16 protein-coding genes and 5 tRNA genes are annotated in these 16,095 nt (G+C 59.4%); 11 read left to right on the forward strand and 10 right to left on the reverse strand.

All coding sequences use genetic code 11. The features are described from left to right. The first annotated feature begins 147 nt into the window (after positions 1-147). From rluD to J3P77_RS03690, 7 genes are all read left to right on the forward strand, one after another. Positions 148-1,110 (forward strand): 23S rRNA pseudouridine(1911/1915/1917) synthase RluD, encoded by a 963-nt coding sequence (gene rluD, locus J3P77_RS03660; RefSeq protein WP_434679672.1) that lies wholly within the window; start codon positions 148-150, stop codon positions 1,108-1,110. Further along, positions 1,107-1,835, forward strand: a complete 729-nt coding sequence (pgeF, locus tag J3P77_RS03665) for a peptidoglycan editing factor PgeF (protein WP_434679673.1) — start codon at positions 1,107-1,109, stop codon at positions 1,833-1,835. Before rluD ends, pgeF begins: the two co-directional genes overlap by 4 nt. Positions 1,836-2,058: 223 nt before the next feature. Continuing rightward, positions 2,059-4,623, forward strand: a complete 2,565-nt coding sequence (gene clpB, locus J3P77_RS03670; protein ID WP_434679674.1) for an ATP-dependent chaperone ClpB — start codon at positions 2,059-2,061, stop codon at positions 4,621-4,623. A gap of 291 nt (positions 4,624-4,914) precedes the next feature. Then, a tRNA-Asn gene (locus J3P77_RS03675) sits at positions 4,915-4,990 on the forward strand. A gap of 26 nt (positions 4,991-5,016) precedes the next feature. Further along, a tRNA-Pro gene (locus J3P77_RS03680) sits at positions 5,017-5,093 on the forward strand. A 5-nt stretch (positions 5,094-5,098) separates the two neighbouring features. After that, a tRNA-Lys gene (locus J3P77_RS03685) sits at positions 5,099-5,174 on the forward strand. A gap of 97 nt (positions 5,175-5,271) precedes the next feature. Continuing rightward, a tRNA-Pro gene (locus J3P77_RS03690) sits at positions 5,272-5,348 on the forward strand. Positions 5,349-5,603: 255 nt separating this feature from the next. Here the strand turns inward: J3P77_RS03690 and J3P77_RS03695 are convergent. Genes J3P77_RS03695 through J3P77_RS03710 form a run of 4 tightly spaced genes read right to left on the reverse strand, consistent with a single transcriptional unit; the run spans position 5,604 to position 8,298 of the window. After that, a complete protein-coding gene (locus J3P77_RS03695) occupies positions 5,604-6,902 on the reverse strand; it encodes an NAD(P)/FAD-dependent oxidoreductase (RefSeq protein WP_434679676.1) in 1,299 nt (432 codons plus the stop codon). 60 nt (positions 6,903-6,962) lie between these two features. Then, on the reverse strand, positions 6,963-7,136 hold the full coding sequence (locus J3P77_RS03700; protein ID WP_434679677.1) for a DUF3094 family protein: 174 nt from the start codon (positions 7,134-7,136) through the stop codon (positions 6,963-6,965). Positions 7,137-7,162: 26 nt separating this feature from the next. After that, entirely contained in the window at positions 7,163-7,672 is a 510-nt protein-coding gene (locus tag J3P77_RS03705) for an MOSC domain-containing protein (protein WP_434679679.1), read from the reverse strand. Then, a complete protein-coding gene (locus tag J3P77_RS03710; protein ID WP_434679680.1) occupies positions 7,669-8,298 on the reverse strand; it encodes a DUF1780 domain-containing protein in 630 nt (209 codons plus the stop codon). The genes J3P77_RS03705 and J3P77_RS03710 overlap by 4 nt, the downstream gene beginning before the upstream one ends. A gap of 163 nt (positions 8,299-8,461) precedes the next feature. Between J3P77_RS03710 and J3P77_RS03715 the strand changes: the two genes are divergently transcribed. Both J3P77_RS03715 and J3P77_RS03720 read left to right on the forward strand, forming a co-directional pair. Continuing rightward, complete coding sequence (locus J3P77_RS03715) at positions 8,462-8,923, forward strand: hypothetical protein (RefSeq protein ID WP_434679682.1); 462 nt, start codon at positions 8,462-8,464, stop codon at positions 8,921-8,923. Then, complete coding sequence (locus tag J3P77_RS03720; protein WP_434679683.1) at positions 8,920-9,606, forward strand: energy-coupling factor ABC transporter permease; 687 nt, start codon at positions 8,920-8,922, stop codon at positions 9,604-9,606. The genes J3P77_RS03715 and J3P77_RS03720 overlap by 4 nt, the downstream gene beginning before the upstream one ends. 353 nt (positions 9,607-9,959) lie before the next feature. On the opposite strand, the gene yacG is transcribed toward J3P77_RS03720, so the two are convergent. From yacG to pilB, 5 genes are read right to left on the reverse strand one after another with little or no spacing between them, the layout of a single operon-like run. Beyond that, positions 9,960-10,169: a DNA gyrase inhibitor YacG gene (gene yacG / locus J3P77_RS03725; RefSeq protein WP_434679685.1), complete on the reverse strand. Its 210-nt coding sequence runs from the start codon at positions 10,167-10,169 to the stop codon at positions 9,960-9,962. Next, entirely contained in the window at positions 10,166-10,789 is a 624-nt protein-coding gene (gene coaE, locus J3P77_RS03730; protein WP_434679687.1) for a dephospho-CoA kinase, read from the reverse strand. Before coaE ends, yacG begins: the two co-directional genes overlap by 4 nt. After that, entirely contained in the window at positions 10,786-11,658 is an 873-nt protein-coding gene (locus J3P77_RS03735) for a prepilin peptidase (protein WP_434679688.1), read from the reverse strand. Before J3P77_RS03735 ends, coaE begins: the two co-directional genes overlap by 4 nt. Position 11,659: 1 nt before the next feature. Next, positions 11,660-12,877, reverse strand: a complete 1,218-nt coding sequence (locus tag J3P77_RS03740; RefSeq protein WP_434679689.1) for a type II secretion system F family protein — start codon at positions 12,875-12,877, stop codon at positions 11,660-11,662. A 2-nt stretch (positions 12,878-12,879) separates the two neighbouring features. Then, positions 12,880-14,577 (reverse strand): type IV-A pilus assembly ATPase PilB, encoded by a 1,698-nt coding sequence (pilB, locus tag J3P77_RS03745; protein ID WP_434679690.1) that lies wholly within the window; start codon positions 14,575-14,577, stop codon positions 12,880-12,882. 223 nt (positions 14,578-14,800) lie between these two features. Between pilB and J3P77_RS03750 the strand changes: the two genes are divergently transcribed. Together J3P77_RS03750 and J3P77_RS03755 are read left to right on the forward strand one after the other, a co-directional pair. Continuing rightward, entirely contained in the window at positions 14,801-15,232 is a 432-nt protein-coding gene (locus J3P77_RS03750; protein WP_434679692.1) for a pilin, read from the forward strand. Positions 15,233-15,318: 86 nt separating this feature from the next. Continuing rightward, positions 15,319-15,395: transfer RNA gene (locus J3P77_RS03755), tRNA-Thr, on the forward strand. Positions 15,396-15,512: 117 nt separating this feature from the next. On the opposite strand, the gene J3P77_RS03760 is transcribed toward J3P77_RS03755, so the two are convergent. After that, positions 15,513-16,058 carry a DUF1523 family protein gene (locus J3P77_RS03760; RefSeq protein ID WP_434679693.1) on the reverse strand — a complete coding sequence of 182 codons (546 nt, stop codon included), beginning with the start codon at positions 16,056-16,058 and terminating at the stop codon, positions 15,513-15,515. Positions 16,059-16,095 lie beyond the last annotated feature (37 nt).

Genomic DNA, 16,095 nt, shown 5'->3' on the forward strand with positions numbered 1-16,095 from the left:
CGGCTTGCGTCCCTATAACGGCCCGCTGTCTTGGGCGTGGCCGTCCTGTTATGATGAGCGCCCCGCAAAACTGGCGGGACAAAAGACGCCGTATTTAACCACAAGCGCGCTGCCGAAACCAAAGGCTAGCCGCCACCTAGTCTGGTCATGTCCGAAAATATAGAACTCCGCGCAGAGGTGCCGTCCGAATTGGGCGGTCAACGCCTCGACCAAGTCGCCGCACAATTATTCGCCGAGCACTCGCGCTCGCGCCTTTCCGCCTGGATCAAGGACGGCCGCCTCACTGTGGACGGTGGCGTGCTGCGCCCGCGTGACATCGTGCATGGCGGTTCGGTTCTGCAGCTGGTCGCCGAGCAGGAGGCGCAGGGAGAGTGGGTCGCCCAGGACATCGAACTGGATATCGTCTACGAAGACGACCAGATTCTGGTGATCAACAAGCCCGCCGGTCTGGTCGTCCATCCGGCTGCCGGGCATGCCGACGGCACCTTGCTCAATGCGCTGCTGCACCACGTGCCGGACATCATCAATGTTCCGCGCGCCGGCATCGTGCATCGCCTGGACAAGGACACCACCGGGTTGATGGTGGTTGCCAAGACCATCCAGGCGCAGACCCAGCTGGTCACGCAGCTGCAGAGCCGCAGCGTGAGCCGCATCTACGAGTGCATCGTGATCGGCGTAGTGACCGCGGGCGGCAAGATCGACGCACCGATCGGCCGTCACGGTCAGCAGCGGCAGCGCATGGCGGTGATGGAAGGCGGCAAGCAGGCGGTCAGTCATTACCGCGTGCTGGAGCGCTTCCGTTCCCATACCCATGTGCGGGTCAAGCTGGAGACCGGTCGGACTCACCAGATTCGCGTACACATGGCGCACATCAACTATCCGCTGGTGGGCGACCCTGCCTACGGTGGTCGTTTCCGCATCCCGCCGGCAGCCAGCCCGACCATGGTCGACTCGCTCAAGACGTTCCCGCGTCAGGCGCTGCACGCGCGCTTCCTGGAACTGGATCATCCGATCACCGGTAAACGCATGAGCTGGGAATCGCCGCTGCCGGACGACTTCGTCTGGCTGCTGTCGCTGCTCAAGCAGGACCGCGAGGCGTTCATCGGGTGACTGACTGGCTGATCCCCGACTGGCCCGCGCCCGCGACGATCAAGTCGTGCGTTACCACGCGGTCCGGTGGGCTCAGCCTTGCTCCGTTCGACAGCTTCAATCTGGGCGACCATGTCGATGATCGGCCGGAAGCCGTCGCCAGTAATCGTCTGCTCTTGACCTCCCGCCTCAACGTCCGCCCGGCGTGGCTGCGTCAGGTGCATGGCGTGGCGGTAGCGCATGCCGACCCGTCCGTGGTCGCCGAAGCCGATGCGAGCTGGACCGCGACTCCGGGCATCGCCTGCACCATCATGACCGCCGACTGCCTGCCCGCGCTGTTCTGTACCCGGGACGGCGCGCGGGTCGCTGCCGCTCACGCCGGTTGGCGCGGGCTGGCCGCCGGTGTGCTGGAGGCGACTGCCGACAGCCTCAGGACGCCTCCTGGGCAGATTCTGGTCTGGCTGGGTCCGGCCATCGGTCAGCAATCGTTCGAGGTGGGCGCCGAAGTGCGTGACACCTTTATAAGCAGTCATCCCGAAACCGCGCAGGCCTTCCTGCCCAGCCTGAATGCCGGTCGCTTCATGGCTAACATCTATATGCTGGCGCGCCTGCGGCTGGCGGCCCATGGTGTGACGGCTGTCTATGGCGGCGGGCTGGACACTTTCACCGATCCACGCTTCTATTCCTATCGCCGTAGCGCCCGGACGGGCCGCTTCGCCTCCCTGATCTGGATCGATCACGCCTGATCCAGCGCCTTCTCGCCCATTCCAGCTAGGCTTGCGTGGGTACGAGTCTGATGTACATCAATCGAACCGAAGCTTGAATCCTGCAGAATCGACCGCATCTATCTGTCAATCCCGCAGGTTTTCGTTATAGGTGTGTTCCTCAGGCCGTGTAAGAACATTGTGATCGCACTGGTTCTCGCACTGCCTGCATTGCTCCGGCCTGCATTGAATAGGAAGGTGACTAATGCGTATCGATAGATTGACCAGCAAGTTGCAATTAGCGTTATCCGATTCCCAATCGCTTGCCGTCGGCCTCGACCATCCGGCTATCGAGCCTGCGCACTTGATGCAGGCATTGCTCGAGCAGCAAGGCGGCTCGATCAAGCCTCTGTTGCTGCAAGTGGGTTTCGACATAAACAGCCTGCGCAAAGAGTTGAGCAAAGAGCTCGACCGTCTGCCAAAGATCCAGAACCCCACCGGCGACGTGAACATGTCGCAGGATCTGGCGCGGCTGCTTAATCAGGCCGACCGTCTGGCACAGCAGAAGGGCGACCAGTTCATTTCCAGCGAGCTCGTGCTGCTGGCGGCCATGGACGAGAACAGCAAGATCGGCAAGTTGCTGCTCGGCCAGGGCGTGAGCAAGAAGGCCCTGGAAAACGCCATCAATAACCTGCGCGGCGGCGATGCGGTCAACGATCCGAATGCCGAAGAGTCGCGGCAGGCGTTGGACAAGTACACCGTCGACCTCACCAAGCGTGCCGAAGAAGGCAAGCTGGACCCGGTGATCGGTCGCGATGACGAGATCCGTCGCACCATTCAGGTCCTGCAGCGCCGCACCAAGAACAACCCGGTGCTGATCGGTGAGCCCGGCGTGGGCAAGACTGCAATCGCGGAAGGCCTGGCGCAGCGCATCATCAACGGCGAAGTGCCGGACGGCCTGCGTGGCAAGCGGCTGCTGTCGCTTGACATGGGCGCGCTGATCGCCGGTGCCAAGTACCGTGGCGAGTTCGAAGAACGCCTCAAGTCGCTGCTCAACGAACTGGGCAAGCAGGAAGGGCAGATCATTCTGTTCATCGACGAGCTGCATACCATGGTCGGCGCCGGCAAGGGCGAAGGCTCCATGGATGCGGGCAATATGCTCAAGCCTGCGCTGGCTCGCGGTGAACTGCATTGTGTCGGCGCGACCACGCTCAATGAGTACCGCCAATATATAGAGAAGGATGCGGCGCTGGAGCGACGCTTCCAGAAGGTGCTGGTGGACGAGCCGAGCGAGGAGGACACCATTGCCATTCTTCGCGGCCTCAAGGAGCGCTACGAGGTACACCATAAAGTGGCGATCACCGACGGCGCGATTATCGCCGCAGCCAAGTTGAGCCATCGCTACATCACCGACCGTCAGCTTCCAGACAAGGCCATCGACCTGATCGACGAAGCGGCCAGCCGCATTCGCATGGAGATCGACTCCAAGCCGGAAGTTCTGGATCGCCTTGAACGCCGCCTTATTCAATTGAAGGTTGAATCTCAGGCGCTCAAGAAAGAAAAGGACGACGCCGCAATCAAGCGTCTGGAGAAACTTCAGGGCGAAATCGAGCGGTTGGAACTCGAATACGCGGATCTGGAGGAAGTCTGGACCTCGGAAAAAGCCGAGGTGACCGGTTCTGCGCAGATCCAGCAGAAAATCGAGCAGTCCCGCCAGGAGCTCGAAGCGGCCCGGCGTCGTGGCGATCTGAACCGCATGGCTGAGTTGCAGTACGGAATCATCCCGGATCTGGAGCGCAGCCTGCAGATGGTCGACCAGCACGGCAAGCCGGAGAACCAGCTGCTGCGTAGCAAGGTGACCGAAGAAGAAATCGCGGAAGTCGTGTCGAAGTGGACCGGTATTCCGGTTTCCAAGATGCTCGAAGGCGAGCGCGAGAAGCTGTTGAAAATGGAAAGCCTGCTCCATCAGCGCGTGATCGGTCAGGACGAAGCCGTGGTTGCCGTAGCCAACGCCGTACGTCGTTCTCGCGCCGGGCTGTCCGACCCGAATCGGCCAAGTGGCTCGTTCATGTTCCTCGGCCCGACCGGTGTGGGCAAGACCGAGCTGTGCAAGGCGCTGGCCGAGTTCCTGTTCGATACCGAAGAGGCGATGGTGCGCATCGACATGTCGGAGTTCATGGAGAAGCACTCCGTGGCGCGCCTGATCGGAGCGCCGCCAGGCTACGTCGGATATGAAGAGGGCGGCTATCTGACCGAGGCTGTGCGTCGCAAGCCATATTCGGTGATCCTGCTCGATGAAGTCGAGAAGGCTCACAGCGACGTATTCAATATATTGCTGCAAGTGTTGGAGGACGGACGCCTGACCGACAGCCACGGTCGCACCGTGGACTTCCGCAATACCGTGATCGTCATGACGTCCAACCTGGGCTCGGCGCAGATTCAGGAGCTGGTAGGCGACCGTGAAGCACAACGGGCGGCTGTCATGGATGCGGTCGGCAGTCACTTCCGCCCTGAGTTCGTCAACCGTATTGATGAGGTGGTGATCTTCGAGCCATTGGCGCGGGATCAGATCGCAGGGATCACCGACATCCAGTTGGGCCGCCTGCGCAGCCGTCTGGCCGAACGCGACCTGACGCTGACGCTGAGCCCGGAGGCTTTGGACAAGTTGATCGCTGTCGGTTACGACCCGGTATACGGCGCGCGGCCTCTGAAGCGTGCAATACAGCGCTGGATCGAGAACCCGCTGGCCCAGCTGATTCTGTCGGGCGGTTTCGTACCCGGCGCCAGCATCACCGGTACTGTGGCCAACGACGAGATCGTGTTCGCCTGATCAAGCTGTACGTCGACAAAGGGCTCCCGCGAGGGGGCCCTTTTTTATGGGTGAGCAATCAGGCCGGAAAATCGGGCCGAAAAGGCGATCTGAAAAAAAATCGCAAATCATTGTCTTCAAAGCAATTTAGAGGGTTGACAGGGTGTTTTGATCTTGTAGAATAGCGCGCCTCAGAGACGTGAACGCAACGATACAAACGCAGCGTAAAGGTCGATGAGATCGGGATTGGCGAAGTTAACAGCAAGTCATTTTCGATGCGGTAAGTTGTAAGTTGAATCTGAAATCGATAGTTCCGCGATAGCTCAGTTGGTAGAGCAAGTGACTGTTAATCACTGGGTCCCTGGTTCGAGTCCAGGTCGTGGAGCCAGATTTCGCAAGGTTCAATGTTTCAGTCGGGGTATAGCGCAGTCCGGTAGCGCGCCTGCTTTGGGAGCAGGATGTCAGGAGTTCGAATCCCCTTACCCCGACCATATTTGGGTCGTTAGCTCAGTTGGTAGAGCAGTTGGCTTTTAACCAATTGGTCGTAGGTTCGAATCCCACACGACCCACCATTTTTGGCTAGTTTGTATCTGGCCGAATCTTAGGGAGTGATGCCATAAACATCACCCAGATAAAAAGCGCCTTTAACTAGGTGCTTTTTAGCATCATCGGGGTATAGCGCAGTCCGGTAGCGCGCCTGCTTTGGGAGCAGGATGTCAGGAGTTCGAATCCCCTTACCCCGACCATTTTCGCCCCGCTGTATTAGGGTAGAAAATCCAGGATTCAAAAACAGTTGTTTTGAGTCCAACAAAAAAGGCGTCCTTCGGGACGCTTTTTTTTTGCAGTTTGAAATGCGATTTTGTGGGAGGCAGCTTGCTGGCGACGAGGTCATTACTTTCGCTGCAGATGTTCTGCCAATAACACCGCTGTCGCGAGCAAGCTCCCTCCCACTGACAGGAGGGCTGCCCACAGAGCTGGTCGGTGGGCACCCCGGCTTCGTCTCAGTGCAACTTCATCCTCGGCTCGGTCCCCTTGCCGATTCTGCTGCCCAGCATCAGCATCAACGTCCGGAAGGTGCCGTACAGCGCCATCTGATGCATGCGATACAGCGAAACGTAGAACATCCGCGCCAGCCAGCCTTCCAGCATGACGCTGCCCATCAGGCTGCCCATGAGATTGCCGACCGCGGAAAAGCTCGATAGCGAAATCAGCGAGCCGTAGTCCTTGTAGGTGTATTCCGGCAGCGCCTTGCCTTCGATGCGGTGGCGCAGCGATTTCACCAACAACGATGCCTGCTGGTGCGCGGCCTGGGCGCGTGGGGGGACGTTGCGGTCGGTGCCTTTCTGTGGGCATGCTGCGCAATCGCCGAAGGCGAAGATGTTCTCGTCGCGCGTGGTCTGCAGGGTGGGCAGCACTTGCAGTTGATTGATGCGGTTGCTTTCCAGCCCATCCAGTTCATGCAGGAAGCCCGGCGCCCGGATACCCGCCGCCCAGACTTTCAAAGTCGCGGGAATGAACTGTCCGCTGGCGGTGTTCAGACCTTCAGCAGTCACTTCGCTGACGGCGGCATTGGTCAGAACCGTTACGCCCAGCTTTTCAAGGGTCTTGTGGACCGGACCGCCGATACGTTCCGGCAGGGCAGGCAGTACCCGCGGGCCAGCTTCGATCACGGTGATGCGCAGGTTTTCCGGCTTGATCTGCCCCAGACCATAAGCCGCCAGTTCGTGCGCGGCGTTATGCAACTCGGCCGCCAGCTCGACGCCGGTCGCGCCTGCTCCGACAATGGCGACGGAGATTTCCTGCGTGCCATCGGTTTGCCCTGCGTGGGCGCGCAGGTAGTGATTGAGCAACTGCTGATGGAAGCGCTCGGCCTGCTTGCGGCTGTCCAGAAACAGGCAATGCTCGGCCGCACCTTTGGTGCCGAAGTCGTTGGTCGTACTGCCGACCGCCAGCACCAGCGAGTCGTAATCCAGGCTGCGCGCCGGGACCAGCTCCGTGCCCTGTTCGTCGAAAGTTGCCGCCAGATGAATCTGGCGTTTAGCGCGGTCCAGGCCGGTCATGCACCCCAATTGGAACTGAAAGTGATTCCACTTGGCCTGAGCCACATAGTTCAGCTCGTCTTCGTAAGAGTTGAGCGAGCCGGCAGCCACTTCGTGCAAAAGCGGTTTCCAGATGTGGGTGAGGTTGGCGTCCACCAGCGTGACGCTGGCCGTGCCTTTCTTGCCCAGGGTCTTACCCAGACGGGTAGCCAGCTCCAGACCGCCGGCGCCTCCGCCGACGATAACAATGCGATGAGTCATAAGGATTACTCGAAAGGTTAAAGGAATTCGGGAGCCCGATCTTCGCGAGCGCAAGGCAGCTCATAGCGTCAGATGGCTCAGTAAACGGCTCAACAAGCCCAGGCCCGTTACCACGACCAACAGCAGGATCAGGAGCAGCCATGGCCGAAAAGGCCGACGCTCGACTTGGTGCTGGGGTGCTTGAAGGTACTCTTCGACACGTCTTTGGTCGTCAGGGTTCAGGCGGCTGCTCATTTTAGCCTCGTGGCGGGCTTGGGTGGTCACTCGATGCCGCTGTCCAGCGGCTCGACCCGCAATCGATCATCGAGTCGGATGATTCCGCTTTGTATCACTCGGGCGGTGATTCCGCCATGTCCGCGTAAGGCCTGAAAGGTCCCGTGGCCCAGGCGTTGCTCAAGTTTCGCGCAGGGCTGGCACCAACCGGTGGTCTCGAATATCGCCTGGCCGACCCGAAAGCGTCGACCTTTCAGGCTGAACAGATTGATACCGCTGATGACAAGGTTGCGGCGCAGGTCCTGCGGCACAATGGGGCTTTCGGCGGGGCGACCCAGCAGCGAGCCGACCACTGCCAGATGTTCCCACTGAATCAGCGTGACCTGGCGTGCATTACGCGGCCCGGGGCGAGCGTGATCACCGGTCAGTCCCGCTTCGCGCCGCGCCTCTACGGCTTCCAGTTCCAGCATCTCGGCACGAGACGCCGGGCGCACGCCGATCCAGCGCACGCGGCCTTGCTGCGGCACATCGGCCAGCAGTTCCTGCAGGGGACTCATAAACTGATTCCAACATCGAAAACCACACTGCGGCCCAGATTGGTCCGCAGAAAATCCGGAGCATCCGGGTGCGCGAACAATACCCGAGCGAAGGTGGGTCCGACCAGTGACAGCGAGCGCCAACCCTGACGCAGGTACTCGGTCGGCGGCGGGAAGTGGCTGTTGAGGTCCAGCACTTCGCGCTTGAGGCTGGCGAAGGCGATGATGTCCAACTCGCCCAGATCCAGACCGCGCTCTTTATAGTTATGGGATTTCTTGCGCAGGGTAGGGGCAAGCCGACGCAGCAGTTCCGCCGCCGGAATACGCTTGGGCTTGGCTTCGCGGCGAACCAGTTGGCTCAAGGAGAATGCGCTGCGTCGCCTTTCAAGCTCTTCACGCCACTCGTCGTTGAGACGTCGGCCTTCATCGAGCACGAAGAACACCTCGAAACAGGCGTCGCGGAACAGCACGTCGGGCGGCTCTTGCCCCGCGGACGTGAAGTCCTCATCACGATGAGCGATGTTCAGCCCTTGTAGCAGGCGCTGGCAAACCCAGCGCTCGCGTTCCCACTTTCGCGCGTTGGAAAGAAAGGTGTTGGCTTGTTCGGCCTGGATCGTCAGCAGGCGCAGGTAATCTGAGTCATCCATGTGCCCAAGCTTAGCCTCCCGGACGCTTCGACTGAAAGAGTGATCTGAAAGGGTGGACTGGCTTCTTCATAGTTGTAGTCTGTAATCCGGCAGTCCAGCGCCTTGATGTGCAACGTTGTGGCGCAGTGCCTGATACCGACCCAAACGCTCCGAGGATCTGTCTTTGAAATTGTTGCCCGCCTTACTCCTGGCCCTGTTGCCGCTTACCGCCCAGGCGCTGGAAACCGGCGACCGCCTCGCACCCTGGACGCTGCTCGATCAGTACGATCAGCCTTATACCCTGGGCAATCAGACCCACACCCTGCTGGTCGCCCGCAGCATGGATGCCGCCAGACTGGTTAACCAGGCGCTGGAGGGCAAGCCGAAAGGCTTCCTCGAATCACGACAGACGGTGTTCGTTGCCGATATTCAGAAGATGCCGACGCTGATTGCCACAATGTTTGCGATCCCCAAGATGCGAGATTACTCCTATCGCGTGATGCTCGACCGCGACTCGCGTGTCGTGCCGCAATATGCTGGCGATGAAGATAAGGTGCTTTGGTTGCAATTGCGCGACGGGCAACTGGTCAGCCGTCAGCAATTCAGCACCGCAGAACAGCTACGCGCTGCCCTCGAACGGCCATGATCAGCGCACAGGTACTGACCGCAGGCGCCCTGGCTTTCGGGTGGCTGCTGTACGTGCCTGTGCTGTGCTGGGCGATCTGCCGCTCACCCTGGGTTGAATTGCTCACCGACCGACGGCGTCAGTATTTGTTGGTGGGGACCGTGTTTGCGCTGTTTCTCCTGTGGCTGGTGCGCCGGGATTTCGAGACAGGTGTGTCCTACCATTTCATCGGCATGACCGCCGTGACATTGTTGCTGGACTGGCCGCTGGCGCTGGTCGGCGGCGTCGCCGCGCAGATGGCACTGATCGCGCTGGGGCGCCAGGATCTGGCAGCGTTAGGCGTCAACGGTGTGTTGTTCGTCGGCGTGCCGGTACTGGTGACCGAAGCCTGCGCGATTCTCGTTGAGCGAGCGCAGTCTCGAAGCCCGTTTGTATACATCTTCTGCTCGGGGTTTTTGGCTGCGGCGACAGGGGCGCTGTTCAGCTTGCTGCTGGCGCTGGCGTTGTTGACGCTGGAAGGTATTTTCGCCATGCCGTACTGGCTGAGCGATTACATCGGTTATCTGTGGCTGATCATCTTTCCCGAGGCATTCATCAACGGCATGATCGTCAGCGCTCTGGTGGTCTTCAGCCCGGACTGGCTGGAGACCTTCAACCAGACCCGCTACCTCTCCGCACCCTGGAAAGACGACGACGCGCCGTAGGAGCGCGCTGCCCGCGATTGCTTTGCACCAGGCGATATCAAAGCGGCGGCTGTACCGGCCCCGTCGCGGGTAAACGCGCTCCTACGGAGTTGCGCCTGGCTCAATGTCCGCGACACTGCGCCGTAGGAGCGCGCTTGCCCGCGACTGCCTTGCATCAGGCGATATCAATGCGGCGGCTGTACGGGCCTCGTCGCGGGTAAACGCGCTCCTACGGAGTTGCGCCTGGCTCAATGTCCGCGACACTGCGCCGTAGGAGCGCGCTTGCCCGCGATTGCTTTGCACCAGGCGATATCAAAGCGGCGGCTGTACCGGCCCCGTCGCGGGTAAACGCGCTCCTGCGGAATTGTGCGTACTCAGTGGCCGCGTGGTGGGACGTCGAGGTCGCCGGAGAACAATTCGTCCTCGGCATCCGGGCTGACCGGAATCGCATGTTCTTCCGATGCCCAGGCGCCGAGGTCGATCAGTTTGCAGCGGTCCGAACAGAACGGGCGAGCCGGGCTGGCCGCGCTCCATTCGACAGGGGCGCCGCAGGTCGGGCACTGGACGATGGTGGGTTGGCTCATGACTGGCCTCCATTCAAAGTAAGGTAAAAATGATGCAGCCGCTCGACTTCGCTCTTCAGCCAGGCGTGGTCGCGGTCATTGGCCAGAACATCGTCGGCATGGCTCAGACGCTGTTCGCGTTGAGCCTGCGCCTTGAGAATGGCCTGAACCTGCTCCAGGCTTGAGCCGTCGCGCAGCATGGTGCGTTCGATCTGCAGCTCCGGCGGTGTGTCGATCACCAGCAAGCGCTGCACCGTGCGGTACTGCCCGGACTCAATCAGCAATGGCGACACCAGAATGGCGTAAGGCGATTCGGCACGGGCCAGATGGCTGGCGACTTCCTGGTTGATCAACGGATGCAGCAGCGCCTCCAGCCATCGACGTTGGTCAGGGTTGTCGAATATCAGGTTGCGCAGGGCACCGCGGTCCAGTTCGCCGTTGGCTTGCAGAACGTTCGGCCCGAAGTGTTCGGCAATTTGCGCCAGCGCCGGGCGGCCGGGCTCGACCACCCAGCGCGCAGCGTGGTCTGCGTCGACGGTATGAATGCCCAAATCCGCAAAGCAGCGCGCCGCAGCGCTTTTGCCGCTGCCGATGCCACCGGTAAGACCGAGAATCCAGGGTTTGAGCGAAGGTGGGGTCATCTGAAACCGGCAAATTGCAAATAGGAGTCGGTTATTTGACCACCCCAGAGCAATGCGATCCAGCCTGCAATAGCCAGATAGGGGCCGAAAGGCATCGGCGCCCCCGCTTCGACCTTGCGTATCCGCATCAGGATCAGGCCCAGCACGGCACCTACCAGCGACGACATCAGAATCGTCAGCGGCAGAATCTGCCAGCCGCCCCAGGCTCCAAGCATTGCCAGCAACTTGAAGTCGCCATAGCCCATGCCTTCCTTGCCAGTCACCAGTTTGAACAGCCAGAACACGGTCCACAGCAACAGATAGCCGGCGACAGCGCCCCACAATGCATCGCCAAGCGGCGTGAACAGACCGAAGGCGTTGACGATAAGGCCAAGCCAGAGCAGCGGCATCACCAGCGAGTCGGGGAGCAATTGGTGATCCACATCAATCATGCTCATCGCCAGCAACCCCCAGGTCAGCACCAGCATCGCCGCCGCCTGCCAGCCATAGCCGAAATGCCAGGCGATATAAGCCGACAGAACGCCGCAGGCCAACTCGACCAACGGATAGCGTTTGCTGATCGGCGATTTGCAGTTGCCGCAGCGGCCGCCCAGGAGCAGGTAACTGATCACCGGCAGGTTTTGCCACGGGCGAATCCTGTGCCCGCAATGTGGGCAGCTGGAATGCGGCAATATCAGATCGAATCTTGGACCGTCGGGTTCAGCAGGCAAGCCCAGGACTTCACGAGCCTGAGCTTTCCAGTCGCGGTCCATCATCTTTGGCAAGCGGTAGATCACCACATTCAGGAAGCTGCCGACCAACAGGCCGAGCACGCCGCCGACTATCACGAACGCCAGTGCAGAGGTGGCCAGGAAATCTGAAAGGAGCATGTCAGACGGCATTCCCGAGCTGGAAAATAGGCAGATACATCGCAATCACCAGACCGCCGACCACTACCCCGAGAACCGCCATGATCATCGGCTCCATCAGGCTGGTCAGGCTGTCGACCATATTGTCGACTTCGGCTTCGTAGTAGCTGGCAACTTTGTCGAGCATATTGTCCAGGGCGCCGGACTCTTCACCAATGGCGGTCATCTGAATCGCCAGGCTTGGGAAGACGTTGGTCGAGCGCATGGAAAAGTTGAGCTGCATACCGGTGGAAACGTCCTGCTTGATCTTGTTTACCGCATTTTTGAACACTACGTTGCCGGTGGCACCGGCAACGGAATCCAGCGCTTCAACGAGCGGCACGCCCGCCGCGAAAGTAGTTGCCAGAGTGCGGGCATAACGGGCCACCGAAGATTTGAAGATCAGTGGGCCTATGATCGGGATCTTGAGCAGGAAGCGGTCGATGCTGTCCCGGAATTTCTGCGATTGTTTATAAGCGCGTTTGAAGAGAAAGAAGCCAGCGACGAATAGCCCGATAATCGCCAGCCACCACTGCTGAACGACTTCCGAAAGCCCGATGACCATCAAGGTAAAGGCGGGAAGTTCGGCGCCAAAACCTGAGAATACCGACTGAAACTGCGGCACTACCTTGATCAGCAAAATGCCGGACACGATGATCGCAACAACCAGAACCGCGATAGGGTAGGTCATGGCCTTTTTGATCTTGGCCTTGAGTGCTTCAGTCTTTTCCTTGTAGGTCGCGACGCGGTCCAGCAGGCTTTCCAACGCACCGGCCTGTTCACCGGCGTCTACGAGGTTGCAGTACAGGTCGTCGAAATACTCGGGCTTTTGCCGCAGTGCGGTTGCGAAGCTGTTGCCAGCGGAAACTTCCTGTTTCAGGGAGTCCACCAGCGCACGCATGTTGGGGTTCTCCGCACCTTCGCTGATGATGTCGAACGACTGTAGCAGCGGCACGCCGGCTTTCATCATCGTCGCCATCTGCCGGGAAAAGAATGCGATATCCAGCGGCTTGATCTTCTTGCCCTTGCTGAACATCGATACGGATTTTTTGCGCACCTTGGTCGGGTTGACGCCTTGCTTGCGCAGCTGCGCCTTGATCAAGGGCAGACTATGGCCACTCAGTTCGCCGCTGACTTTGGTGCCTTTGCGATCCACGCCTTCCCAGGTGTAAACGCTGACTTTGACTGCCTTGTTCGCCATGCTCAATCCTTGGTCACACGGTTGACTTCTTCCAGGCTGGTAATGCCGTGCATGGCCTTGAGCAGGCCCGACGTGCGCAGATCATTGAAACCGTCCTTGCGCATCTGGATCGAGATATCCAGAGAGTTGCCTTCCTCCATGATGATCCGCTCCAGCTCCGGCGTTTTCTTGACGACCTCATAGATGCCGACGCGTCCCCGGTAGCCGCCATTGCAATGCTCGCAGCCGACCGGGCCGTAGATCTTGAACTTGCCGATCTCGGCCTCTGGAAAGCCTTCCTTGAGCAGCGTTTCGTGGGGAATGTCGAGTTCTTTCTTGCAGTGCGGGCACAGCTTGCGCGCCAGGCGCTGGGCGATGATCAGGTTGATTGCGGTAGCAATGTTGAACGCCGCGACGCCCATGTGGTGCAGGCGCGTCAGGGTCTCCGCCGCGCTGTTGGTGTGCAGCGTGGAAAGAACCATGTGTCCAGTCTGCGAGGCCTTGATGGCGATTTCCGCGGTTTCAAGATCACGAATCTCACCGACCATGATCACGTCCGGGTCCTGGCGCAGGAAGGCACGTAGCGCCTGGGAAAAGTCCATACCCTGACGCGGGTTGACGTTGACCTGGTTGACGCCTTCAAGGTTGATTTCCACCGGATCTTCAGCCGTGGAGATATTGATGTCCACGGTATTGAGAATATTCAGGCCGGTATACAGCGACACGGTTTTACCCGAGCCGGTGGGGCCGGTGACCAGGATCATGCCCTGCGGCTGCTTCAGCGCTTCCAGATACAGGGCTTTCTGCTCAGGCTCGTAACCCAGCGCGTCGATGCCCATCTGTGCGCTGGTCGGGTCGAGAATACGCATTACGATCTTCTCGCCCCACAGCGTTGGCAGGGTGTTCATCCGGAAGTCGATGGCCTTGTTCTTTGAAACCCGCAGCTTGACCCGACCATCCTGCGGCTTGCGCCGCTCGGAAATGTCCAGGCTGGCCATGACCTTCAGGCGCGCGGCAATCCGGCTCGCCAGATGAATGGGCGGTTTGGCGACCTCATGCAGAATGCCGTCGGTACGCAGACGCACACGAAACACCTTTTCATACGGTTCGAAGTGCAGATCGGAAGAGCCCAGGCGGATGGCGTCCATCAGCATTTTATTGACGAAGCGCACGACCGGAGCGTCGTCCGCATCGCTTTGCCCGATGGAGGTTTCCTTGTGCGAACCTTCCACCGCTTCAATTTCCAGACCCAGGTCGACATCCGCGAGATTACCAAGGCCGTTGTCGGTGTCGAAAAACTTGTCGATGGCGACGGCGAGCTTGTCATCTTCGACCAGAATCGCTTCGGTGTTCAGGCCGGTGCTGAACTGAATGTCGGTCACTGCCTGGTGGTTGGTAGGGTCGGATATGGCGATGAACAGCTTGTTGCCGCGCCGCCATAAAGGCAGGGTATGGTGTTGCCGCGCCAGCTTCTCGCTGATCAATCCCTTGGGCTGGCTTTCCTTGTCCAGATTGGCAAGATCCATGAACGGAATGCCGAACTGATCCGAAGCCATTTCCGCCAGCGTCAGGCTTTTGACAAGTTTGTTCTGCACCAGATGACTGACCAGCGAAACCTTGTCGCGGCGTGACTGCTCGAGCGCTTGCTGCGCGGCCTTTTCAGTAAGTAATTCGGCCACGACCAGTTGCTTGGCCAAACCGGTGAGGACAACATCAGTCATAAAACCACCACACACAGACAGTATGAGGGTTATAACGCAGTCGGCGGGTGCTGCCAATGCTGGAAGGGGATGTGACGGAAATTGTCAGTTTCTGCGGGTTACTGAAGCTCTGGTTAGCCAGCCGCTGGGATATCGCTTATTGAACGCTGCGAAACAAGCATTGGCACGGCGTATGCTTTCAGCAGGGTAAGGCACCACCTAATTGACGCCTTGGAGAAGTAGTATGAATACACAAAAAGGTTTCACGCTGATTGAGTTGATGATCGTCGTCGCGATCGTAGGTATCTTGGCGGCGGTCGCATTGCCTGCATATCAGGATTATACGATTCGTGCGCAAGTGGCCGAATTGATGGGCCTCACTGATGGCGCGAAAGTTGCGGTTACCGAGACCTATCAGTCGACGGGAGCGTTGCCTGGGGACAATGCTGCCGCTGGTTTTGGCGGTGCTACCGGCCGATATACTGCCTCGGTTGTCGTCGGGGCGGCTGGGGTTATTACAGCTACGGCGGATAACGTGAACTCTAATCCTGCCATTCGTGGGCAGACAATCACGCTGGCACCTCAAGCGCTAGCTGCCAACAACAACGTGGTCAACTGGACTTGCGGGGGTACAATTCCCGCTCGTTTCCGGCCAACCAGCTGCCGTGGCAACTAACTGCCGTTAAGTTTTCTTGATGGCAAGCGTCTATAAACGGTTGAAATCTGATTTGACGTGCTATTACATGGCTAAGCGTCAGGAATGCCGGAATAGCTCAGCCCGGTAGAGCAGCGCACTCGTAACGCGAAGGTCGCAGGTTCGATTCCTGTTTCCGGCACCAGAAAACGAAAAGCCCGATCACATCACTGGTCGGGCTTTTTCGTTTCTGTCATTCGAGGCCGTAGGGCAAAACCCGGCGCTCGCTGTCTTCAGGCGGATTTCCCATTCGCTATCCGACTTATCTCACCACTCCATCAACCCTTGGCTGCTTGCGGAAACGGCGCTTGATCACGATGATTACCGCCAGCAAAAGCAGAGCGAACACACCGAAGAAGATCGCGTTGAACACCGGGAAAGGCTCGTCGCGGGTGGTGGTTGTCTGGATTTCAGTCACGTTGGGGAACATCGAAAGAATCGTGATGCGCCAGCCGTAGTAGCGGATCAGCGCCATTTGCTGCGCGTCGCGGGAGTAGCCCTGAGCCTTGGCCTGGATATCGGCCGAGTCAAACTTGAAGTACCAGGGGAAGCTCCAGCCGGTGTCTTCGTTACGGTAGACCACGACAGCCTTGGTATCAGGGTGCTCGGTGTTGATGAAATACACGTCACGGGTCGGGCCATCCGCCGGGTTTTCTGCGTTGATGACGCCGTCGGCATCCATCCGCTTGACTTCCACTCCGGTGATCATCACGACATCATGGCGCGGCAGGACGTAATAGAGGCTCAAGGCGCCGATCCCGAGTGCAACCAGTACCACCAGCCAAATCGACCTTCTCAGCCACTTCATGTCATTGTCCCCTATCGAAAAATTGCGTGACTTTGCC

This window comes from Pseudomonas sp. R1-18, from assembly GCF_051132095.1.
Taxonomy (GTDB): Bacteria; Pseudomonadota; Gammaproteobacteria; order Pseudomonadales; family Pseudomonadaceae; genus Aquipseudomonas.

Coding starts and splice junctions, on each gene's coding strand:
- rluD (WP_434679672.1), top strand. CDS start 148: ATGTCCGAAAATATAGAACTCCGCGCAGAGGTGCCGTCCGAATTGGGC.
- clpB (WP_434679674.1), top strand. CDS start 2,059: ATGCGTATCGATAGATTGACCAGCAAGTTGCAATTAGCGTTATCCGAT.
- J3P77_RS03695 (WP_434679676.1), bottom strand. CDS start 6,902: ATGACTCATCGCATTGTTATCGTCGGCGGAGGCGCCGGCGGTCTGGAG.
- J3P77_RS03700 (WP_434679677.1), bottom strand. CDS start 7,136: ATGAGCAGCCGCCTGAACCCTGACGACCAAAGACGTGTCGAAGAGTAC.
- J3P77_RS03705 (WP_434679679.1), bottom strand. CDS start 7,672: ATGAGTCCCCTGCAGGAACTGCTGGCCGATGTGCCGCAGCAAGGCCGC.
- J3P77_RS03710 (WP_434679680.1), bottom strand. CDS start 8,298: ATGGATGACTCAGATTACCTGCGCCTGCTGACGATCCAGGCCGAACAA.
- J3P77_RS03720 (WP_434679683.1), top strand. CDS start 8,920: ATGATCAGCGCACAGGTACTGACCGCAGGCGCCCTGGCTTTCGGGTGG.
- yacG (WP_434679685.1), bottom strand. CDS start 10,169: ATGAGCCAACCCACCATCGTCCAGTGCCCGACCTGCGGCGCCCCTGTC.
- coaE (WP_434679687.1), bottom strand. CDS start 10,789: ATGACCCCACCTTCGCTCAAACCCTGGATTCTCGGTCTTACCGGTGGC.
- J3P77_RS03735 (WP_434679688.1), bottom strand. CDS start 11,658: ATGCTCCTTTCAGATTTCCTGGCCACCTCTGCACTGGCGTTCGTGATA.
- J3P77_RS03740 (WP_434679689.1), bottom strand. CDS start 12,877: ATGGCGAACAAGGCAGTCAAAGTCAGCGTTTACACCTGGGAAGGCGTG.
- pilB (WP_434679690.1), bottom strand. CDS start 14,577: ATGACTGATGTTGTCCTCACCGGTTTGGCCAAGCAACTGGTCGTGGCC.
- J3P77_RS03750 (WP_434679692.1), top strand. CDS start 14,801: ATGAATACACAAAAAGGTTTCACGCTGATTGAGTTGATGATCGTCGTC.
- J3P77_RS03760 (WP_434679693.1), bottom strand. CDS start 16,058: ATGAAGTGGCTGAGAAGGTCGATTTGGCTGGTGGTACTGGTTGCACTC.